The sequence below is a fragment of the Bifidobacterium vespertilionis genome, from assembly GCF_008698145.1.
GTDB classification, from domain to species: Bacteria; Actinomycetota; Actinomycetes; order Actinomycetales; family Bifidobacteriaceae; genus Bifidobacterium; species Bifidobacterium vespertilionis.
Genome location: NZ_RZNZ01000012.1, coordinates 60,087 through 82,544, shown reverse-complemented (window position 1 = coordinate 82,544; position 22,458 = coordinate 60,087). Strand labels below are relative to the sequence as shown.

Annotated in this window: 16 protein-coding genes; 12 read left to right on the top strand and 4 right to left on the bottom strand. The window is 62.6% G+C overall.

Features of this window, described 5'->3' with window-relative positions; genetic code table 11:
* Nucleotides 1-87 precede the first annotated feature (87 nt).
* Together EMO90_RS08905 and EMO90_RS08900 are read left to right on the top strand one after the other, a co-directional pair.
* Nucleotides 88-762, top strand: a complete 675-nt coding sequence (locus tag EMO90_RS08905) for a response regulator (RefSeq protein WP_150354699.1) — start codon at nucleotides 88-90, stop codon at nucleotides 760-762.
* Entirely contained in the window at nucleotides 746-1,855 is a 1,110-nt protein-coding gene (locus EMO90_RS08900) for a sensor histidine kinase (RefSeq protein WP_150354698.1), read from the top strand. Before EMO90_RS08905 ends, EMO90_RS08900 begins: the two co-directional genes overlap by 17 nt.
* Nucleotides 1,856-1,930: 75 nt before the next feature.
* On the opposite strand, the gene EMO90_RS08895 is transcribed toward EMO90_RS08900, so the two are convergent.
* The gene (locus EMO90_RS08895) at nucleotides 1,931-2,263 is read right to left on the bottom strand and encodes a DUF3784 domain-containing protein (RefSeq protein ID WP_150354697.1); all 333 of its coding nucleotides are present in this window, start codon (nucleotides 2,261-2,263) and stop codon (nucleotides 1,931-1,933) included.
* Nucleotides 2,264-2,643: 380 nt separating this feature from the next.
* On the opposite strand from EMO90_RS08895, the gene ffh reads away from it, so the two are divergent.
* Nucleotides 2,644-4,272, top strand: a complete 1,629-nt coding sequence (gene ffh, locus EMO90_RS08890) for a signal recognition particle protein (protein WP_150354696.1) — start codon at nucleotides 2,644-2,646, stop codon at nucleotides 4,270-4,272.
* Between the two features lie 145 nt (nucleotides 4,273-4,417).
* Complete coding sequence (locus EMO90_RS08885; RefSeq protein WP_223849824.1) at nucleotides 4,418-5,518, top strand: endonuclease/exonuclease/phosphatase family protein; 1,101 nt, start codon at nucleotides 4,418-4,420, stop codon at nucleotides 5,516-5,518.
* A gap of 312 nt (nucleotides 5,519-5,830) precedes the next feature.
* On the opposite strand, the gene EMO90_RS08880 is transcribed toward EMO90_RS08885, so the two are convergent.
* Complete coding sequence (locus EMO90_RS08880) at nucleotides 5,831-9,397, bottom strand: glycoside hydrolase family 2 TIM barrel-domain containing protein (RefSeq protein ID WP_150354695.1); 3,567 nt, start codon at nucleotides 9,395-9,397, stop codon at nucleotides 5,831-5,833.
* Nucleotides 9,398-9,708: 311 nt separating this feature from the next.
* Between EMO90_RS08880 and EMO90_RS08875 the strand changes: the two genes are divergently transcribed.
* Nucleotides 9,709-9,981, top strand: a complete 273-nt coding sequence (locus tag EMO90_RS08875) for a type II toxin-antitoxin system TacA family antitoxin (protein WP_150354694.1) — start codon at nucleotides 9,709-9,711, stop codon at nucleotides 9,979-9,981.
* On the top strand, nucleotides 9,972-10,460 hold the full coding sequence (locus EMO90_RS08870; protein WP_223849821.1) for a GNAT family N-acetyltransferase: 489 nt from the start codon (nucleotides 9,972-9,974) through the stop codon (nucleotides 10,458-10,460). Before EMO90_RS08875 ends, EMO90_RS08870 begins: the two co-directional genes overlap by 10 nt.
* A 158-nt stretch (nucleotides 10,461-10,618) precedes the next feature.
* Here EMO90_RS08870 and EMO90_RS08865 read toward each other — a convergent pair whose 3' ends face one another.
* Nucleotides 10,619-11,938, bottom strand: coding sequence for an extracellular solute-binding protein (locus tag EMO90_RS08865; RefSeq protein ID WP_150354693.1), 1,320 nt, complete (start codon nucleotides 11,936-11,938; stop codon nucleotides 10,619-10,621).
* Between the two features lie 308 nt (nucleotides 11,939-12,246).
* Here EMO90_RS08865 and EMO90_RS08860 point away from each other — a divergent pair, with 308 nt between their 5' ends.
* The 6 genes from EMO90_RS08860 (at nucleotide 12,247) to trmD (ending at nucleotide 19,196) form a co-directional block, all read left to right on the top strand.
* Nucleotides 12,247-13,485, top strand: a complete 1,239-nt coding sequence (locus tag EMO90_RS08860; protein ID WP_190972077.1) for a LacI family DNA-binding transcriptional regulator — start codon at nucleotides 12,247-12,249, stop codon at nucleotides 13,483-13,485.
* Between the two features lie 1,264 nt (nucleotides 13,486-14,749).
* Nucleotides 14,750-16,339, top strand: coding sequence for a glycoside hydrolase family 30 protein (locus tag EMO90_RS08855; protein WP_150354691.1), 1,590 nt, complete (start codon nucleotides 14,750-14,752; stop codon nucleotides 16,337-16,339).
* 327 nt (nucleotides 16,340-16,666) lie between these two features.
* Nucleotides 16,667-17,134, top strand: coding sequence for a 30S ribosomal protein S16 (gene rpsP, locus EMO90_RS08850; RefSeq protein WP_150354690.1), 468 nt, complete (start codon nucleotides 16,667-16,669; stop codon nucleotides 17,132-17,134).
* A 4-nt stretch (nucleotides 17,135-17,138) separates the two neighbouring features.
* Nucleotides 17,139-17,372: an RNA-binding protein gene (locus tag EMO90_RS08845; RefSeq protein ID WP_150354689.1), complete on the top strand. Its 234-nt coding sequence runs from the start codon at nucleotides 17,139-17,141 to the stop codon at nucleotides 17,370-17,372.
* 20 nt (nucleotides 17,373-17,392) lie between these two features.
* On the top strand, nucleotides 17,393-17,977 hold the full coding sequence (gene rimM / locus EMO90_RS08840; RefSeq protein WP_150354688.1) for a ribosome maturation factor RimM: 585 nt from the start codon (nucleotides 17,393-17,395) through the stop codon (nucleotides 17,975-17,977).
* Between the two features lie 328 nt (nucleotides 17,978-18,305).
* Nucleotides 18,306-19,196 carry a tRNA (guanosine(37)-N1)-methyltransferase TrmD gene (gene trmD / locus EMO90_RS08835; protein WP_150354687.1) on the top strand — a complete coding sequence of 297 codons (891 nt, stop codon included), beginning with the start codon at nucleotides 18,306-18,308 and terminating at the stop codon, nucleotides 19,194-19,196.
* 718 nt (nucleotides 19,197-19,914) lie between these two features.
* Here the strand turns inward: trmD and EMO90_RS08830 are convergent.
* Nucleotides 19,915-22,359, bottom strand: coding sequence for a cation-translocating P-type ATPase (locus EMO90_RS08830; RefSeq protein ID WP_150354720.1), 2,445 nt, complete (start codon nucleotides 22,357-22,359; stop codon nucleotides 19,915-19,917).
* Between the last annotated feature and the right edge of the window lie 99 nt (nucleotides 22,360-22,458).

Sequence of the window (22,458 nt, the reverse complement as noted above, 5' to 3'; positions counted from 1 at the left end):
TCATCAGACGTTGAATGCATGTTGTCATCTTGAGCTATACTTTTAATCATCATCATGGATGCTGATACGATATAGATCGGGGTTGTCATGTCTGTTGTAAACACATCTAAGGAGATAACCCGACAACTGGGAGTTGTGGATAACGATAAATTTGCACTAATAGCTTTATGTAGCATATTGAAACGCGAACTTAAACCACATAATATTCGCATAGCATGGGCAGCAAATAGCGGTTTAGAAGCGTTAGCGCTGTGTACAAAATCTATATCAACACCAAACATTATGCTGATCGATATTTCTATGGAAGACATAAGTGGCATTCGAGTGTGTCGTTCCATTCGACATGATAATCCTGAAATTCAATTACTCGCTATGACATCATTCACCTTAGAATCATACGCACGACAGGCAGCCGAAGCAGGTGCGCAAGGAATTGTCGCCAAGAATGAACCCAAAGAAATATGCAATGCCATTCAAAGCATATTATCTGGAAATTGTTGGAATCCATTATCAGACACAATCCCGTTCCAAACAGCTAAACAATCATATAATAGAATTCGCAATCAAGCCAACACAGAGCTATCTGTTCGAGAGACACAAATTGTGGATCTATGCGCACGTGGATATACATATAAAGAAATCGCCACGCAATTAAATATTAGTGAAGCTACAATCAGAACATATCTCGAACGCGCAAGAGAGAAATTACATGCTTCGAATAGAGTAGAACTAATCGCAATGTGGCTTGACGAAAGACGCTGATATGCAACTAAATTCTATATACAAAAACAACAAAACAGTTTTACCAATATCTGTAATTTTTATAGCTGGATTAATAAATGTTGCAATATTAATCGAAAATAATTTAATAGATATTAAGTATAAAATAACAATATATATTCTTCAAATCATATTGTTAACAATAGTATATCGCACATCCAAGATTGGAAGTTGGATTACAGCAATAACCAATTCAATTCTTCTAATTCTATATCCAGATGTGTTATATATGACAATTGTCGACACTTGCATAGCTATACTGATCTTAGGATTTAATACTAAGAGAGTGATTGAAATATGGGCATATCTATCTCTTATCAATTTGCCGCATATAGTCAACCTAAATAATAACAAGACCACTATAATACCTTATCTTGTTATTTCTCTATGCTACTTAACTATCTTAGCAATCACCTTGCTTGCACGCTGGCAAACAGCATCCGTTGCGGAAACAATGATATCTTTTTCTAATATAAATAGGGAAAAGAACAGAGCAATTGCATCAATACTTCATGATTCTGTCACAAACGATCTTTCATATATTACCGCCCTCAGCACTACACATACTGTAGATGAAAACGATTCATGGGATACCATAGCCCAAAAAACACGAGACGCATCTCAATCAATTCATAATATTGCTAACATATTGATAAATGAAAGCGATGCAATATACAGCAAACACAATGAGCTTCAAAATGTGATTAAACAACAAGAAGATTTACTTACTCGGGCAGGATTGAAAGGACATATTAAAGTAAATAATTATATTGACAATATTCTTTTAGACGAAAAAATAAAGCGCGAGTTATACTATTTAATTATTGAATTGGCGACTAATATTATAAAGCATGCCGACTGTTCCTTCGAGTATTATATTAATATTAGTTTTTCTAGCAAATATATCGAGATCACGCAAACTAACATTATAAAAGACGATAACAAAATAACTGAAGACATTTTTGGGTTGGGGTTAAAAAATCACAAGCATAATATATCTATATTAGGAGGAATACTACGCTATTCAATAGAAGAAAAGACATGGGTTTTATACGCGCAAATTCCAATACAATAGCCTTACCTATATAACACTATGGCATTATATAGGTAAAGCTATTATAGATCAGCAAAATACATCTAATCAATCAAATCACCCATTCTTTTGACAGAACAGAGTCAAGAAGAATGAAGTTTCAACGATCAGATAGCGCAGAATAATAATAACCAACAGAAGCAATCCATTAATAATAATGGTTAATTGCTCAGATCCCCATAGCATCCCAGAAAAAAACACCAACATCGCTATAGCCACAATGATGATGAAATCTTTCTGGACCCGCTTTACTTTGTTGAGATCATATTTCGCTTTTTCCTCATCAGTTAGCTTGGCATAAGATCGCATGATCGTGGTCCCATCGCCACGTGATACTGAAGAGTACCATAGCGCGCACATCCCCAGCATAAGCACGTCAACAATGATCATCAAAAAAATCCTTTGCATGATCAATCATCTCCTTTCATACTGCGGAATTAATAACCCCTTCCTTGGGGTATTACCAAGAATCGTATGATCTTTGGCATGTCTACATTATCCTTCTGTTGTATTGCTGCCGCAAATGCTTGTCCACAGAACCGATGACATCAGCGATGCGGATGCCCGCCTCATCCCAGTCCCCCGTCGATTGGCCAAAGGCGTATCGTCTAGACTGGCGGTCTTCTGCCCTGGCATCGACGATCCAGAGGCATTGCCGCCAAGGAGAGGCGACGCTCGCAGACAACACTGGCCGGAGCCAAGCCTGTCGCACGGACGTTTCGGGGCCCCATCCCCGCTTTTCCCGCGTCGCGGCTAGACTGTTACGCATTATGGCTGCTTTTAGTTCTTTGACCGATAGGCTTTCGAACGCATTCAAGAACCTGCGTTCCAAGGGCAAACTGTCCGAGGCGGACATCGACGGCACGATCCGTGAAATCCGCCGCGCGCTGCTTGACGCCGATGTGGCGCTCGAAGTGGTGCGTTCCTTCACCGCGCGCATCCGCGAGCGCGCGCTTGGCACCGAGGTCTCCGAGGCGCTCAACCCCGCCCAGCAGGTGGTGAAGATCGTCAACGAGGAGCTCACCGACGTGCTGGGCCGCGGCGTGGACCGCCCGCTCAACTTCGCCAAGAACCCGCCCACGATCATCATGCTGGCCGGCCTTCAGGGCGCCGGCAAGACCACGCTCGCCGGCAAGCTGGGCTACTGGCTCAAGGATTCCGGCCACACGCCCATCCTCGTGGCGGCCGATCTTCAGCGCCCGAACGCGGTCACCCAGCTGCAGGTGGTGGGCGAGCGCGCCGGGGTGCCGGTGTATGCCCCGGAGAAGGGCGTGCAGTCGGACGGCGGCGACGCGGTTTCGGCGCCCGGCGAGACCACCGGCGACCCGGTCAAGGTGGCGCGCGACGGCGTGGAGCTGGCCCGCCGCAAGATGTACGACGTGGTGATCATCGATACCGCCGGCCGTCTGGGCGTGGACGAGGTGCTGATGAAGCAGGCGCGCGACATCCGCGACGCCGTGAACCCGAACGAGATCCTGTTCGTGATCGACGCGATGATCGGCCAGGACGCCGTGCAGACCGCCAAGGCGTTCGATGAGGGCGTGGACTTCACCGGCGTGGTGCTCTCCAAGCTCGATGGCGATGCGCGAGGCGGCGCGGCCCTGTCCGTGGCGTCCGTGACCGGCAAGCCGATCCTGTTCGCCTCCACCGGCGAGGGCCTGAAGGATTTCGAGGTCTTCCACCCGGACCGCATGGCCTCCCGAATCCTCGACATGGGCGACATCCTCACCCTGATCGAGCAGGCGCAGAAGCAGTTCGACGAGGAGGAGGCCAAGAAGGCCGCCGCGAAGATGTCCGAGGGCACCTTCGGCCTGGACGATTTCATGGACCAGCTGCAACAGGTGCGCAAGCTCGGCCCGATGAAGAACCTGCTGGGCATGATCCCCGGCATGGCCGCCCACCGCAAGGAGCTCGAACAGTTCGATGAGAAGGAGATCGACCGCACGGAGGCGATCATCCGCTCCATGACCCCGGCCGAGCGCCGCGATCCGAAGATCATCGACGGTTCCCGCCGCGCGCGCATCGCGTACGGTTCCGGCACCACGGTCTCGCAGGTCAACGCGCTGCTGCAGCGCTTCGAGCAGGCCGCGAAGATGATGAAGCGCATGTCCAACAAGGTCGGCGGCGGCATCCCCGGCTTCGGCGGCCCCGGCATGGGCGGCGGCAAGAAGGGCAAGAAGAACGGCAAGAAGAAGGGCAGCAAGTCGGGCAACCCGATGAAGCGCGAGGCCGAGGAGAAGGCGCTGCGCGATCGTCTGGCCGGGGGCGCGAAGAAGTCCAACTCCGGCGGCTCCGCGTTCGCTAAGAAGCCGCAGAACCCCGCCCTTCCGGCTGGTCTCGGCGATCTGGGTGAGCTCCCGCCGAACTTCGGCGGCGGTCTGTCCGGCCTGCTCGGCTAGGCCTGACAGCTAGGCCTGCCCGGCTAGTCTGCCCGGCCGGCGATCCGATCGGAGGACCGGCCGGGCATCACCCGCGGGATTTGGTATTTTGATATGGCTCCCTTTGACTAAAGGGAGCCATACTGTTGTTGGGGAGTTGATTGTGATGTTGTTGTGGGTGTTGTGGATCATCGTGCTGCTGTGCATTCTGTGGATCGCGTTGGCCGCGCTGCCGGCGGGACGCGAAAAGGTCATGCCGTTGCCCTACATGATCGCGCTGATCCCGTTCCTGTGGGTGCCGATGGCCGTGGTGGCCGCGATCGCCGCATTCAGTCTGCACGAGTGGGGGCTCATGTGCGGGGCGATCGCCGCCGGCATCGCCACGCAAATCTACCAGTCACGATATCAGGGCACGGCGCTGCATGCCGGGGCGGCCAAGCCGGCCGGACGATCGAGCGGACAGGCAAAGCCGGACGCGTCCGGCGAATCCGCCGCGAATACCGCGGAATCGGCCGGACAGTCCGATGAGTCCGCCGCACAACCCGCACGCGCCTATCGCCTGATGACGCTGAACTGCCGTTACGGCCGCGCCGATGCGAAGGCGATCGTGACGGCCGTGCGCGCGCATAACATCACCGTGCTTGCCCTGCAGGAGATGAACGACGATCTGTTCGCCGCGCTCAACGAGGCCGGGCTGGGCAGAATCCTGCCCTACAGCCAGTGCGGGGCGGGCAAGGCCACGGACAACGGCGGATACAACGGCATCTACACGGCCGCCGAGCCGATCGGACGCCAGCGCGATGCGATCATGATCCCGGCCGCCGATGTGCCGTCGCTCAGTCTGCCGTTACCGGGACGCCCGGCCGGCGAGTTGGACGCCGACGGGGATGCGCCCACGATCACGTTCGCCGCCGCGCACACCAAGTCGCCCATGCGCTCCTGCCGCGATTGGTCGAACGGGATCATCGGACTGGGCGAACTGGCCGAACGGACCGAGCGCGAGGACCACGACATCATGGTGGTGATGGGCGATCTCAACGGGCAGATCGAGCATCCGAGCTTCCGCGCGCTGCTGGCCCGCGGCTTCACCGACGCGTCGTTGTCGCTGAAGTCAGGAGCACACCCCACCTTCCCGTCATGGCTGCCGTGGCCGCGCATCGAACTCGACCACGTGCTGTTCACGCCGGGCGCGAAGGCGGTCGCCGTGGGGACGCTCGCCGTGAAGGGCACCGATCATCTGGCGCTCACGGCCACGCTGGAGGTGTGAGAGAAAAGGCCGTCTTTTGTCATCCTGAGCGCTGAGCCGTTAAGCGGACAGCCCAGTGGGCTGTCCGTAGGCGAGGGGAGCCGCCGCCAAGGCGGCGACGGTCCGGCGCAGCCGGACACGGCGGAGTCGAAGGATCCTTAGCCATTACGCACACAGTCATAGTGCAGGAAGTTAAGGATCCTTCGCTTCGCTCAGGATGACAGGAAGCCGCTATCTGTCATCCTGAGCGCAGCGCGCAGCGCGGAGTCGAAGGATCCTTGGCCATTGCGCACAAATTAAGGATCCTTCGCTGCGCTCAGGACGACGAGCCGCTCAGTCCTCCGACGGCTTGAGGGCGATGCGGAATTCGAAGCGCTCCGCTTCCAGACGGTACTGTTCGATCAGCGCCGGACCGCAGCTGTTGGAGCCCACGCCGGACTGCATGTAGTCGAGGTGGACCACATTCGCGTCCGGGCACTCCGCCAGCTCGTGGTTGTGGCCCTTGGCGGTCATCTCCTCGGCGGTGTACGGCAGGGCCTGGAAGTCGAAGCCGCGGCCGTCCACGCGCCCGGTGAGCGCGGTGACGGTCACGCCGTCGCCGGACAGGGACGCCCAGTCGCAATCGTGATGGTTGCCGTTGTCCTGCGGCTTGATGTACGGCTCAAACAGCGTCCTGGGCGTGCCTTCGAACACCCCGTGCCAGCTGGCGCGATGCTTGTCCACGTAGCTTTCGACGGGGCCGTAGCCGCAGTAGCGCACGCGATCGAGCTCCTTGGGCATGAACAGGCGCAGACCGAAGCGCGGCAGGAACGGGAAGGCCGGGTCGCGCGTCACGTCCATGGCCAGCGCCACCGTGCCGTCCGGGAAGATGGTCCATTCGGCGTCGATGCGCGCGATCGGACGGACCGTGGGGGCGACCAGGCCCATGCGCACGCGGATCGTCACATCGCCGGAACCGGAGGCGTCCTCGGCGGCGATGGTCACGAGCTTGCCATCGCGCATGATCGTGACGGTTTCGGCATCGGACTGCGCGGGCGCCTCCGCTTCAGCGCTCGTTCCGGCCGAAACATCCACCGTGTACGCGCGGGCGTAGGCGCGATCGTACTGCGCCTGCTCCCAATCGTGGCGGATGTTGCGATCGTTGTCCGTGGGCGCGCGCCACACGCCGAGCTCCATCGGGCGGACCAGCAGCGTGCGGCCGGCGAAGGTCATGCGATCGAACAGGCCGGTGCGCTTGTCCAGCACATAGCGGAAGTTCTCGCCGGTCACGGTCACCGCCGAGCCGGTTTCGGTCACGCGCGGGGCCTCGCGGTGGCGCAGCTCGTCGGCGATCTCCTCGTCGTCCACGTAGTCGACCATCCAGTCGGCGGGGTGTCCCGCGGCAAGCGCGAGTCTGGCCTCCACCAGCTGGTTGACCGGATCGGCCGTGGGCACGGCGACCTCGTCGAAGCCGAGCTCGAACAGCTCCGGCATGAGCCCGTCCGCGGTGGCGTCCGGGGTCAGATAGCGCAGCACCACGGTGATGCGGCCGTTCCAATCCTTGGGGATGGCGAGTCCGGGCAGGGTGACGCGGCCCTCGCCGTGCGGCGGGATGGCCAGCTGCTCGCTGTCGTCGTCACCGAACAGGTAGTAGGAGTCAAGCTCGCCGTCCACGTACAGCTCCCACATCACCGTGGCCACCTCGTTGAGAGGGCGGAAGTCGAGGTAGTTGTGCAGCACCACGCTGGCTTCCTCGCGGTTCGGTCCGGAGAACTCGATGCCGCCCACCACGCGCGCCGGGCGGTACACGTTCTTGAATTCGGCAAGACCGGTGTGCGGGGTGCGATCGGGGTAGACCAGGCCGTCCATGCAGAAGTTGCCGTCGTGCGGGTATTCGCCGGAGTCGCCGCCGTAGGCATAGATGCGACGGCCGTCGGGCGCGGTGCCGCGGTCGATCGCATGGTCGCACCACTCCCAGATGAATCCGCCCACCAGTCCGGGGAAGCGCTGGATGCGCTGGAAGTAGTCCTCCAGATCGCCCGGGCCGTTGCCCATCGCATGGCAGAACTCGCACATCACGTACGGCTTGACGCTGCCGTCGTCTCGCTTGCCGGTGTGGCCGTGGATCCAGCTCAGGCTGGAATCGCCGTTAGGCTTGCCGTCCTCGCCGGGCGCGAAGTAGCGTTCAAGGTCCTCCACGGACGGGTACATGCGCGAGTGTGTATCCAGATTTGAGTAATCGAATGGCTCATCATGTTCACCCACGTGGATGGCGGATTCGTAGTGGGTCAGACGATCGGGATCGAAGCCCTTGGTCCACGCGAGCGCGGCCTCGAACGTGCAGCCGTACGCGCATTCGTTGCCCATGGACCACATGATGATCGACGCGTGGTTCTTGTGCGCCTCCACGCAGCGGCGCACGCGATCGACCGTGGCTTGCGTCCACGCGGGATTGTTGGCGATGCCCACGTTCCACGGGTGGCGCTTGGCGGGATCGTTCGGCTGGTAGTCGTCATCCATGCCGTGCGACTCGTCGTCGGCCTCGGCGATCACGTAGAAGCCCAGACGATCGTACAGATCGTAGTACTGCGGGGCGTTCGGGTAGTGACTGGTGCGGATGCCGTTGACGTTGTGCTGCTTCATCAGCGTCAGATCGGCGATCATCTGCGCTTCGGAGATGGTGTATCCGGTCTTCGGGTCGGAATCGTGGCGGTTGACGCCGTGGATCTTGATCGGGTTGCCGTTGACCGTGATCACGTCGCCGTCGACGGCGATCTCGCGGATGCCGAGCGGCTGGGTGATCGTTTCGGTCTGGCCTGCGCCGATCTCATCGCCCGGTTCCCCGGCTTCCCCGGTTTCCCCGGCCTCCCCGGCTTCTCCCCCGACCACGAGCGCGAGCGTGTACAGGTACGGCTCCTCGGCGTTCCACAGCTTCGGATCCTCCACGCGCAGGGTGGCGTGGGCGCGCGGCACGAACGCGGTCCCGGTGCCCAGATCGTCCTCGATCAGCTCGGCGGGCGGCAGGGACAGGGCGTCCTCATCCACCACGGCCTCACCACGGGCCACCTCCGTGCCATCGGCGTCGCGCAAAATCGCGGTGACGGGCACCGGATCGCCCTCGTAGAAGTCGAAGTCGATCTCCACGCGCGCCTCGTCATGCTCCGGGCTCAGCGGCGTGCGCACGAAGTAGTCGCGGATGGTGCGCTCCGGGCGCTTGAGCAGGTAGACGTCGCGGAAGATGCCGCTCATGCGGAACTTGTCCTGATCCTCCTGATAGCTGCCGTCGCACCACTTGAGCACCAGCACGGCGAGCGTGTTCTCGCCCTCGTCCAGCAGATCGGTCACATCGAACTCGCTGGTGGAGTGGGAGACCTGGCTGTAGCCCGCGAACGTGCCGTTGACCCACACGTAGAAGCAGCTGTCCACGCCCTCGAAGTTGAGGAACGCGCGCGGAGCCGCGGGATCGGGTTCGTAGGGGAAGGTGGTCAGGTAAACGCCGCAGGGATTGTCCTCGGGCACGAAGGGCGGGTCCACGGGGAACGGGTAACGCACGTTGGTGTACTGATGGCGATCGAAACCGTGGTTCTGCCACACGCTCGGCACGGGGATGGTGGTGTATCCGTTGGCCGCGTCCGCCACAAAACCGTTGTCCCAGAAGGCCGGATCATGATTGGCATGCGCGCGCTCCACGTCCGCGTCGAGCTCGTGGATCGACCCGTAGTAGCGGAAGTCCCACTCCGCGCCGCCCTTGTCGCTCTTGTCACCCTTGTCGCCGCCGCTGAGCAGCTGGAAGCGATCGGAATCGACGCGCCGGCCCACGCTGGTGTCCGTCTCGCTCGACGCTGGCACATAGTACGCGCGGTTCGGCTGGCACCCCACATGCAGATGATCCAGACTCTCGTAGTACTTGGGGACGAACATGGACAACGCTCCTTCACGTCGGCTGGCCTTGCTGATTTGCTAGGCACCAGTATGCCGTCAGCCATCGATCGGCCGCCCGGCGGGCCTCGCGCGGCCCCTCACGCGGCCCCCGCACGCACAGCGCGGAACGATCGGTCCGTTTTCGGGCCCTTTTTCGGGCGAAAAACGAACCGATCGTTCCGCGCTGTGGCGGACCGGGCCGGCGGGCAGGCGGACGAACCGGGCAGGCAGGCAGGCCGGCCGGCGGACGGGCACGGGTGACGGCAATCGGAACCAGCATCTTGTACGGAATTTTGCTGTACAATTGCAGCATGGCTACGATCGCAACACAGAAAACCGCACGTCTGGATATCCGACTGACGGAGGAACAACGCGCGTTCATCGAGCGCGCGGCCGCCATGAAGGGGTCCACGCTCACCCAATGGACGGCACGGCACTTGCTTGAAGCCGCCCGGCGTGACATCGAGGAGGAGACCTCGCTGCGTCTTGATGCGGAGGCGTTCGATGCCTTCGCCGCCGCGCTGGACGAACCGGTGCCCGACGCGGCCAGAGAACTCATGGCGAGGACGCCGCAATGGGCATGACGAGCCGGTTCCACGCCCCAAAACGATTGGAACCCGGTGAGACACTGGGGAACTTCTCCTGCGGCGTGGACATGATCGACCAATGGGCCGCCGAGCGCGCCCCCATGGCCGCCAAGCACGGGACCGCCGTGACCTATGTCTCCCGCGCGGGCGACGGGAAAACCGCAGGTTTCTACACGCTCAGCGCCTACAGCGTGAATCGCGATGACATTGCGGGCGGATGGCTGCGGCGCAACACGCCAAGCCGCATCCCCGCCATTCTGATCGGCATGCTCGGCGTGGCGGAGGATTGTCAGGGCGAAGGACTCGGATGGATGCTGCTTCAGGATGCCATCGCACGCGCGCATCACATCGGCGAGCAACTCGGATCACGCGCGCTCATTGTGGACCCATACGACGATCATGCCCGGTCGTTCTACGAGCACTTCGGGTTCAGGCCAATTCCCGGATCGGACAGCATGTTTCTGCGTCTCGTCTAGCCACCCCGCGCGCCTCCTCACGCGCCACCCACGCACAACGCGGAACGATCGGTCCGTTTTCGGGCCCTTTTTCGGGCGAAAAACGAACCAATCGTTCCGCGTTGCGGCGGGCCGGACCGGCGGGCAGGCGAATCGGGCCGGGCAGGCGGGCAGACGGGCTACTTGGCGTCGAGCGCGCCGCTGTTCTTGATCTCGGCCGTGCCGTCAGTGAGGCCCTTGTCGATCGACTTGGTGCCGGTCATGATCGCCGAGTGCATCACGTTGAGCAGCGCCTGGATTTCGGCGGTGCCGGCGCCGATCGGGGTATCCGGCGTGGTCTTGTGCTCGCTCCAGGCGGCCTTGGACTGGTCATCGGTCGGCATGCCGTCCTTGGCGAAGAACGCCGTGGCCACCGCGTCGGACATATAGGCCGGGGTGGAGGTGATGCCGGCGAGGGCCGTCGCGCCGCCTTCGCCGCAGGCCCACTTCACGAACTCGCGTGCGGCGTCGAGCTTGGCGCCGGAGAGCTTGGAGGACAGGGCGAATCCGGTGGAGCTGCCGAAGGTCTCGGGCGTGGACGGGACCGACTGGTCGGGGTTCTGCGGCACGGAGACCATGCCCCATTCGAACGTGTCGGCCGCGCCGGACTTCTGCTGGTCGAGCAGCGTGGCGATGTACCACGAACCCATGGGCACCATCGCGGCCTTCTGGTTGCCGAACTGGGCCTGGTACTGCACTTTGGAGGCGGTGGCGGTGGAGTAGCTCAGCGTGAGGTCCTCGTCCTGCATCTTGAGCGCGCGCTCGTAGTACGGCTTCATGTAGGAGTAGTCGCCGGAGAAGTAGTCCGCGCCCTTGGTCTGGGCGAGGGCGAACGACTGGACGACGGTCTGCCAGCTGTGCATGTAGGTGGGCTTGACGGCGTTGGCGTCATAGCCGGCGGCGGGCAGTTTGGCCTTGAGCTCCTCGCAGACCTTGATGAAATCGTCCCATGTCCATCCGGCCTTGGGTTCGGCGACGCCCGCCTTGGCGAACATGTCCTTGTTGTAGAACATGACCCACGAGTCGGTGCGGTAGGGCACGGCGAAGTACTTGCCATCGAGGTCGTAGACGGACACGTCCATGTTCTTGCCCAGATCGGTGGCGATGTCGGTGATGTCCATGAGACCGCCGGACGTGGCGTAGCTGTAGTACTTGCTCATGTTCTTCATGGTGACGACGTCCGTGGTGGCGCCGCCGGAGATGTCGACGGTCACCTGGCTGTCGTAGTCGTCCGCGGAGTATTCCTTGAGCGTGACCTTGACGTTCGGATGATCCTTCATGAAGCCGTCCGCGAGGGTCTTGAACTCGGGGGTGTTGCTCAGATTCCAGCCGCTGAGGGTGATTTCCACGCTGCCGTCGGCCGAAGCGCCGCCCGATCCGCTGCCGGCACCGCAGCCGGACAGCGCGAGGGCCGTGGCAAGGGCCGCCGAGGTCAGGGACAGTGCGCGTCGTGTGTTCATCTTCCGCTCCTTCGCTTGGTGCCGATCGCCGTCGATCGGCCGTTTTCCATGCGCCGACGGGGGCTTGCCGCCACGCCGTCCGCGCTGTTGTGGAAGTTACGATAGCATAGTTTTGTTTACCGGTAAACCCGATCGTGTCGCGCGTGTTGACGGGCGATGCGCGGATCGGACTGCCGGACGACGGCGCACGGCGACGCATGGCGGCGGACGCAATGGGAGACAACCGGCGACGGCGGGCAACACGGGCGAACGGGCAACGGTGTTCGACGCCGACCATACAATCAGATCCATCACAATCGGGAGGGGCCATGGTCACACTGCAGGACATCGCGCGCGAGGCGGGCGTATCGAAGATGACCGTCTCCAACGTGCTGCGCGGCAACGGGCACGTCTCCGAGCGGACCGCGCAACGGGTGCTCGAGACGGCCAAGGCGATGCGCTACCGGATCGGCGCGCGCAACGCGGCGGCGGGCAGCCTCAAACGGCGGGACAGCGACGGGATGCGCGGCACGATCGGCATCGCGGTCTCCACGCTTCGCACCCCGTGGGTCGCCGAACTGAGCTCCTGCATCATCGACGCGGCCAAGGCGCACAATCTCACCGCGGCCGTCGAGGAGACGCACGTGCGGCAGGAGGACGAGGCCGACGCGATCCGCCGCCTGAGCGAGCACTTCTACGACGGGCTGATCTTCACCCATTCCAACCTTGCGCCGGAGATCATCGACCGGCTCTCCATGCACCGGCCCACCGTGCTCATCGACTACACCTACCCCCGGCGCGCGCTGGACACCGTGACCACCGACAGCGAGCGCGGCGGACGACTGGCCGTCGAATACCTGGCATCGCGCGGATTCCGGCGGCTGCTGATCGTGGGCGGCACGCCCGACGCCGAGCGCAATTCGCCGGACATCAACTACGTGCGCGGGGCCCGATTGGGCGGCTGCATCGAGGCCATGGACCGGCTGGGCCTGCCGTACGACGATCGTTCGTTCGTAGGCGTCAAGTGGGACGCCGATCTGTGCCGCGCGGCGATCGGCGGGCTCGGACGGGCGGCGATGGAACGATTCGACGCCGTGATCTGCCTCAACGATTCGGCGGCGATCGGCGTGATCCGCGGATGCCGGGACCTGGGGCTCGCCGTGCCGGATGACATCGCCGTGATGGGCATGTCCGGCATCGAGCTGGGTCTGTACACGACACCGTCGCTCACCACGGTCGACATGGACATCCGGCGCATCGCCGAGGAGGCCGTGCGACTGCTGGCCGATCGGATCGACGGCGGGGATGATGGGGGCACTGGGGACCGCTTGGACTGCAGGGGACGCGAGGACCGCGGGGGGCGCGAGGACCGCGGGGGGCGCGACGATGGCGACGGCGAGATCGATGGCGGGAGCGACGGCATTAACGGCGGCAGGAGCGGAAACGGGGGGAATGACGGGAATGACGGCGACGGAAATGGCAGCCACAGAGCCTGCGGGGGCAGCGCCGATCTGGAGCCGCGCACGGTGAATGTGCCGTGCCGGGTGAGGGCCGGGGAATCGGCGTGACCGGGGGTGCACGATTGCAACCGGGCGTGACAGGGAGTGCGACCGGGCGTGCGGCTGCGTGACAGGGAGTGCGCACCGTGACAAGGGGTGTGACCGGGCGTGCACGATCGTGACAGGGCGTGCCCACTCCCGGTCACACCCTGTCGAGAATGGCTTTATTCCAACGATTCTGAAGCCCTGTGACTGGGCATGGCCGCACCCAGTCACACCCCATGTCACAGAGGCACGCCCAGTCACACACCACGTCACACGTCCGGCCACCACGCACGCCACGTCACGCCCAAGCCCACCACACACGCCACATCACACAGCTCATCACGACCAAGTCAGATCACGGCCCACATCACAAACCTGACCAAGTCAACGCCCGGCGACATATCCTGCCATATCACACGCCACGTCACTGCGAACATGCCATGCCGGGTGCGGGCCGGGGAATCGGCGTGACCGAGCATGCACACCGTGACGGGGAGCGTGGGACGTGACAGGGAGCGTGACCGGGCGCGCGACTGCGTGACATGGAGTGCCCACACCCAGTCACACCCAGTTGAAAATGGCTTTATTCCAACGTTTTCAGAGCCCTGTGACCGGGCATGGCCACACCCGGTCACATGCCCAGTCACAGCCACACGCCCGGTCACACACCACGTCACGCGTCCGGTCGCCGCACATGCCCGGTCACACACCACGTCACGCAACCGGTCACCACACACGCCCGGTCACACGCCAAATCACAAACCAGAACAGATCACACACCACGTCACACCCTAACGCCATGAACCCACGTCGCGCCCAAGCGCGCCACGTCCCAAGCCCGCCACGCCCGGTCACGCCATGCACCGATCGCCCCGCCTACCCACCGGCCCGCCAAACCGCACCCACACCACGTCACACCCCAAACCCGCCACGCCCTGTCGCGCCATGCACCGATCGCCTCGCAGCCTCGCAAGCCGAAGACCGACCAATCATCATCCCAACCATCGATCCGTCAGCCCGCAACCCCACCAATCGCCTCTCTCAACCATCGGCCCGCCAACCCACCAGCCCGCCAACTTGCCAAGCCCCAACTTGCCAAGTCGTGTGTTTACCGGTAAACTGCAAATGCGTCATCCGACGCGGATTCAACGGCGCATCGACGCCGGATGACCACCCTTCCGTCATCAGGCCAGCGCACCAGACCAACGCATCGGACCACCCGCAGGCAAGCAATCAGGCGACCAATCGCGCACACAACCGCATCAGCCAGCCGCAAGAAGGAGGAGCCATGAGCAATCCGGCCGCAGCGCCCGCAACCATCCCCATCGCCTACCCGTACGAGGCCTGGACCGTCACATCGGGCGATCTTGCGCAGCGCCGAGCCCCCATCGCCACCCCACCTGAAACGCCGGCCGCGCAACTGCCCGGCGGCCCAGCGGCGAGCGTGCCGATCGTGATCGACCCCGCCGATCGCAGGCAGCCATGGGTGGGCCAGGGCGCGGCGATCACCGACTCTGCGGCCTCGCTGATCTGGGGCGCGATGGACGCCGATCAGCGCCACAGACTGCTCGCCGAACTGTTCGACCCGGTCTCCGGTGCCGGCTTCAACATGGTCCGCGTGCCGATCGGATCGACCGATTTCAACGAACAGGACTACTACACGTACGACGATCTGCCCTTCGGCGAACACGACTGCAGGCTGGACCGCTTCCGCCTGGGCACCGGCGAGCCCGGCGCGCCTGATGCAACCGGCGACCTGAAGTACATCGTGCCGGTGCTGCAGGAGATCCGGTCGATCAACCCCGGTGTCAAGGTGGTCGCCTCCCCGTGGAGCGCGCCGGCCTGGATGAAGAACACCGGGCATCTGACGCTTGGTGGACGGCTGCGCTTCGGCGAGTGGACCGGCAATGGCTTCGACCCGATGAAGGATTCCTTCGAGGGCGTCTACGCGCGCTACTTAGTGCGCTACATCGACGAAATGGCCAAATACGGCATCCCCGTGTGGGCGCTGACCATCCAGAACGAGCCGGCCAACGCCTCGCCGTGGCCCGCGATGATCTGGAGCCACAAGGAGATGGCGGCGTTCGGCGCGAACTACCTGCGACCGGCGCTCGACGCCACGCACCCCGAGGTCAAGCTGTTCTTCCTGGACGACAACACGCACACGCTCACCCACCCGCTGGACGAGGATATCACCGCGCACGAGGCGGCCAGCTTCGACGGCATCGCCGTGCACACCTACGAGAGCACGTACGGCAACCTGTTCAACGCCACGCGATCGTTCCCGAACTGGAGCGTGATGATGAGCGAGCGCCGCTGCATGATGCGCGACAGCGTGGAGGACGCCTCGCACATCATGTTCGGCGTCTCCAGCACGTGGCTGATCCGCAACGGCATGGGCATGATCACGCTGTGGAACCTCGCGCTGGACGAGCGCGGGCTGCCGAACAAGGCGGGTTCCACGGGCCGCCGGGGCGTGGTGACGATCCAGCACGAGACCGGCGAGGTCCAGCGCAACCTGGAGTACTTCATGCTGCGCAACCTGGGTCAGGACGTGCCCGCCGGATCGGTGGTGATCGGATCGTCGTCCTACTCCCCCAACGGCTACGAGGGCGGACTGACCTCGGCGGCATTCCTGGCGCCGGATGGGTCGGTCAGCGCGATCATCTACAACCCCACTGGCTCGGCGGTCACGGCCCGCGTCACGGTCTCCGGGCGCGGCGATGCATGGCAGGCCGTCGATGTGCCGGCATGGGGCACGGTGACCGTGCGCAAGTCGTTCGCCCCGCTGAACCTGTCCGATGTGCCCGCGGACGACGATTTCCCGCTCGACCCCTCGCCTGCGCACTTCTCCGGCGATCGCGCGCCCGGACGCTGACCGGCCACCTGCCTGCACGCGCTCCGCGGCCGGCCGGGGGCGCATCCGCCGGATGAACTTCGGGACCGTGCGCGCTCTGCTGCCCTGGGACCGTGCTCAACCGCCACTCTGGGACTGTGTTCGCCTTGGGACCGCATCCACTCTGGGACCGTGCGCACCCCGCCACGCCGGAGCGGGCACGGTCCCAGGGTGCGCGCTATAATTGCGCAGTTATTCACGCGCGCGAAGCCCTCTCAATTCGCGTGACGCGAGGAACACGTGGGTTTCGGATTCCGTGCCCCACAGGGAAAAAGAAAACCACACCCCGAATATACAAGGAGAGCCATTTTGGCAACCAAGATTCGTCTGAAGCGACAGGGCAAGAAGTTCTACGCCTTCTACCGCGTGGTCATTGCGGATTCCCGCAAGAAGCGCGACGGCAAGGTCATCGAGGAGATCGGTACCTACGATCCCAACACCCAGCCCTCGACCATCAAGATCGATTCCGAGCGCGCTCAGTACTGGCTGGGCGTCGGCGCTCAGCCGACCGAGACGGTGCTTCACCTGCTGAAGATCACCGGCGACTGGCAGAAGTTCAAGGGCCTGAAGGGCGCCGAGGGCACCCTGAAGACCGCTGTTGCCGGCCCGGACGCCGAGGCCCGCGTGGAGGCCGTTGAGGCCGAGGCGCAGAAGCTGAAGGCCGCCAAGTCCGAGGCTGAGGCGAAGGCCAAGGCTGAGGCTGAGGCTGCCGCCGCCGCTGCCGCCGCTGAGGAGGCTCCGGCTGAGGAAGCCGCCGCCGAGACCGAGGCTGAGTGATCTCATGCTCGCGCAGGCTGTGGAACATCTCATCAAGAACGTCGTCGATTTTCCCGATGACGTCTCCGTCAAGTCCCATGAGAACGCGCGCGGCGAACTGCTTCGCGTGCGCGTGAACCCGGAGGACATCGGCCGCGTGATCGGACGCGGCGGGCGGACGGCCAACGCGATCCGCACCGTGGTTCAGGCTCTGGCCGACCACAAGGTGCGTGTCGACATCATGGACGTGCGCAGGTGAACCCCAGCGTGGCGAGCCCCATGCATTCCGACGACCCTCAGCAGCGCAAGCTGTTGAGGGTCTGTCGTATCGGCCGCGCCCAGGGGCTCAAGGGAGAAGTGAACGTGCGGCCATTCACCGACGAGCCGGAGCGCCGATTCGCTCCCGGCTCCATTCTGTACACCGAGGACGGGTCGCGGGAGTTCCGCGTGCTCCGTTCGCGCACCCATCGGGACCGTTGGATCGTCCTGTTCGAAGGGGTCACCGATCGCAACGCGTCCGAGGCCCTCAACGGCCTGGAGCTGTACGGCGAGCCCGCCACCGAGGAGGAGCTGGCCGAGGAGGACGCCTGGTATCCAGAGGATCTCATCGGTCTCGAGGCTCGATGGGATGAGGAGAACCAGTTGGGCCATCCGGCCGGCGAGGTGATCGGCACGGTGACGAACCTGCTGGAGAGCCCCGCGCAGTATCTGCTCGAGGTGGCCGTTCCCATGCCCACCGAGGACGATCCGGAAGCCACCGCGCCGGTGCTCGTGCCGTTCGTGGACGAAATCGTACCGGAGATCGACCTCGACGAGGGGTATCTCACGCTTGATCCGCCCGGGGGACTGATTCCGGAGCGGTGATCGGAGCGCGTGCGTGCGGGTGCCGGTGTGCGTGACCGGGTGCGTGACATGGCGTGCGCTGTGACTGGGCGTGTGACCGGGAGTGGACACGCCCGGTCACAGCGATTCAAAAATGGCGGAATTCCAACGGTTTTCGTTGCGTGACGCGGCGTGTGGCGCACACCCTGTCACACGCCGCGTCACAGCGCACGCCCGGTCACACACGCCCGGTCACGTTCGCGTACCCGGTGACACCGCACCGCACGCCCGGTCACGCCCACACACCGCATCGCAGCCCGTTGCGACATCGCCGCCATCCATTCCCATGCATCGCCTACGCTAGGACCTTATGAAGATCGACATCGTTTCCGTGTTCCCCGAATACTTCGACGTGCTCAACCTCAGCCTCTTCGGCAAGGCGCAGGACAAGGGCCTGGTGGAGGTGCACGCGCACAATCTGCGCGACTGGACGCACGACGTGCATCACTCGGTGGATGACACCCCGGTGGGCGGCGGCGCGGGCATGGTCATGAAGCCGGTCGTGTGGTCCGAATGCTTGGATGACCTGCTGGGGCTCGAGCCGGCGGTGGTCGAGCGCACCATGGGGGCTGATGATCAGGCCGATCGCGAGGCCGAGTATGCATCGGCCACTGAATACGCACCAGCCACCACATACTCCCCCAATCGTCCGATCCTGATCTTTCCCAATCCCTCGGCCCCGCTGTTCACCCAGCGCGACGCCACCGAGCTGAGCCGTGCCGATCATCTGCTGTTCGGCTGCGGCCGCTACGAGGGCTACGACGCGCGCATCCCCGAGTACTACCGCGCGCAGGGCATCGACGTGCGCGAGTATTCGATTGGCGATTACGTACTCAATGGCGGCGAAGTGGCCGTATCCGTAATGCTCGAGGCGATCACGCGCCTGCTGCCGGGCTTCATGGGCAATCCCGATTCGATCGTCGAGGAATCGTACACCGGCGAGGGCGCGCTGCTTGAGCATCGCCAGTACACCAAGCCGGCCGAGTGGCGTGGCATCCGCGTGCCCGATGTGCTGCTGTCCGGCGATCACGGCAAGGTCGACCGGTTCCGCCGCGATGAGGCTCTGGAGCGCACCGCGCAGATCCGACCCGATCTGATCGCCGCGCTTGACTGCACCGCGCTGAACAAGCAGGACCGCAAGACGCTGATGGCCCTCGGCTGGGAGGTCTCCGGACCGCACCCGCGCAAGCTCGGCGCATAAGCCGCCGCGCACGACAGGCTGGTACCGCCCAGTATCCCCCAGTGCTCGTCATCCGCCCGGCAGCCATCGGATTTGCTCACTCTGTAACCCACAGAGCCCAGAATGAGCAGATTCGATGGCTGACAGCCGATTTCAGCCGCTCACGCATCCGATTTGCTCATTCTGCGAGTGCGGATGCACAAAGTGAGCAAATCCAGTGGCAGCCAAGTCGGGCAATCGGGCAGCCGCTGGGTAACCGCTGAACAGCCAATGCGTGGACGGTTGAGTAGCCAAATTACGGGCTGTGCGGTCCGAAATCGCCGATTCGCAGCGCAATCGGGTCGAAAATCAGCCGGAAAACGGCCCGATTGTGCTGCGAATCGCGGATTTCGGACCGCTCAGCCCGTATTTCACCCGTACGTCGGCACACGGAGTCGGAATCCGCCACTCAACGGCAGCAACGGACTCACCCACGCAAGCTCGCGCACATAGAATGAGCAAATCCGATGCGGTAGGACCTGTATTCGTGCTGTATTCGTGCCGTAGGGCATCCGATTTGCTCATTCTGCGTTTTCGTGGGCATAAAGTGAGCAAATCTGATGTGGCGGTGGGCTGGTACGGGCCGTAGGGTATCGAATTCGCTCATTTTGCGATGCGTCTGGTGCAGGATGAGCAGATTTGATGCGGTGGGTGGCTGATTCAGGGCTGATCCGATGTCTTACGGGCCGATTTCAGCCGCTCACTGCGCGCCCGGCTCCTCATCACCGCCACGCAGACCGCGGACCAGCGCGAAGTAGCCGGCGAGCGCGATCAGCGCGCAGATCATCGCCATCACCAGATAACTCGTCATCGGCTTGGTCACGGCCGCCACCTCGAACAGGCGCGGCAGGATCACCAGCGCGAGCGGGGTGCCGATCGCCATCGTCACCGAGACGAACGCGCGGATCCACGTGAACGGGATGCAGCTCTTGATCACCGCGATCATGGACACCACGATCAGCATCAGGTACATCACGGTCGTGTTCTGGGCCGGCGCGAACGGAACCATCAGGCTCGTGACCACGATCTCCGCGGTCACGACCACCGCGAACGGGGCGGCCTTGGAAAGGGCGGTGGGCAGGAACCGGCCGCGGATGCGACGGGTGTCCGACTCGAAGATGGTGAGGAACGACGGCCACGCCTCGATGCACGCGTCCACCAGCGTGATCTGGATGGGGATGAACGGGAACGGGATGTTGAGCGCGAGGCAGAAGAACGAAACCAGCGTGGAGTAGATGGTCTTGATGAAGAACACGGCGGCCGTGCGCGTCACGTTGTTGACCACCTTGCGGCCCTCCAGCACCACGTCCGGCAGGTAGGTGAAGTCGGAGTCGAGCAGCACGATCTGCGCGATCTGGCGGGCGGCGTCGGAGCCGGATGCGATCGCGATGGAGCAGTCGGCCTCGCGCAGGGCGAGCAGATCGTTCACGCCGTCGCCGGTCATGGCCACCTGATGCCCCTTGCGCTGCAGGGCCTGGACGAGCTGTCGCTTCTGCTTGGGCGTGACGCGGGAGAAGACGGCGTAGCGATCCCCCAGGGTCTCGAACGCGGAGTCGGGGGCGTCTGCGGGCACGGTGGTCATGTCGATCACATCGGCCCAGCGCTCCAGCCCGGCCTGACGGGCCACGGCGGACACGGTGTCCGGATGGTCGCCGGAGATGACCTTGACGTCCACGCCCTGCTCGCGGAAGTACTGCAGGGTTTCGCGGGTGCGCGGGCGGATCGTGTCGCGCAGGGCGATCAGGTACATGGGCACGAGGTCCTGCGGCAGGTTCATATCGTCGTCCCACGATCCGGGATAATATCCCACGGCGATCAGCCGCAGGCCCTGCTTCATCAGCTCGGCGGCCCGGGCGCTCGTGCCGCCCAGGATGCGCTCGGGCGCGCCCAGGAAGACGGTGACGGAGCCGGCCGGGGTGGCACCGGACAGGCCGGCCGGGGCGGCGAACGTGATCGCACCCCACTTGCGCTTGGACGAGAACGGGATCACGCGATCGGCGGAAAGCACGCCCGGAGCCGCAACACCGGACGACCCGGCGGCGAAGCCCTCATAGGCGCGCAGGGCGGAGATCGTGGCGTTGTTGTCCTCGCTGGCGGCCAGATAGGAGCGCATGAGCAACGCGGCCCGATCGGCGGACGGCACGTACAGTCCAGTCGCAACAGGCGAACCGGGCAGAACGACCCCCGGAACATCCACAACGCCGTCACCCAGCAGCGATTCGACCCGCTCCACGCTCATGTTGCCATCGGTCAGCGTGCCGGTCTTGTCCAGGCAGAGCACGTCCACATGCGCGAGCGTCTCCAGCGAGTAGATGTTCTGCACCAGGATCTTGCGCTTGGCGAGACGGATCACGCCGGTGGCCAGCGAGACGGAGATCAGCAGCACCAGGCCCTTGGGCAGCATGCCCAGCAGGGCGGCCGCCGAAGAGACCACGGCATCGTACGTGACGGCGTGACGGCCGAAGAACGCCTCGGCGAACAGCAGCACGCCCAGCGGGATGATCAGGAAGCTGGTGAAGCGGGTGACCTTGCGCATCGAATCCAGCAGTTCGGAATGGATGCGCTTGGACTGGCGGACCTCGTTGATCAGCGAGTTGGCGTAGTTCGCGTCGCCCACGTGGACCACGCGCGCATGGCAGCGTCCGGAGATCACCGAGCTGCCGGACAGCAGCTGATCGCCGGGCTTCTTATCCACCGAATCGCTTTCGCCGGTGAGCAGCGATTCGTTGACCTCGAGTTCGCCGGACAGCACCACGGCGTCGTTGCAGATCTGGCGGCCCGATTCGAGCACGATCACATCGTCCTTGACGATCTCGCGGGTCTCGACGTCGATCTCGCGGCCGTCGCGCAGGACGGTGGCGTGGGGTTGGTTGAGGATCGTCAGTTCGTCCACGAGCTTCTTGGCCTTGAGCTCCTGAACGATGCCGATCACGATGTTGAGGATGATGATCGCGATGAACAGCATGTTCGAGTACGCGCCCACCAGGAACAGCAGGATAGCGATCGCAAAGTTCAGCGCGTTGAACAGCGTGCAGATGTTCTCGCGCAGGATCGCGCCCGTGGACTTGGTGACGCCCTGCGCGCCCGTCTCGCCCTCGCCGCGCGCGCGTCGCTCTTCGACCTCGCGCGTGGTCAGGCCCGTGATTGATTCAGCCATTGATCCTCCGTTGCCGTGTATGTTGCACGGCAACGGTATCCGGGGATGTCTCAGAGGGTTCTAAGATTTGCGGGGAATGACGAAGGA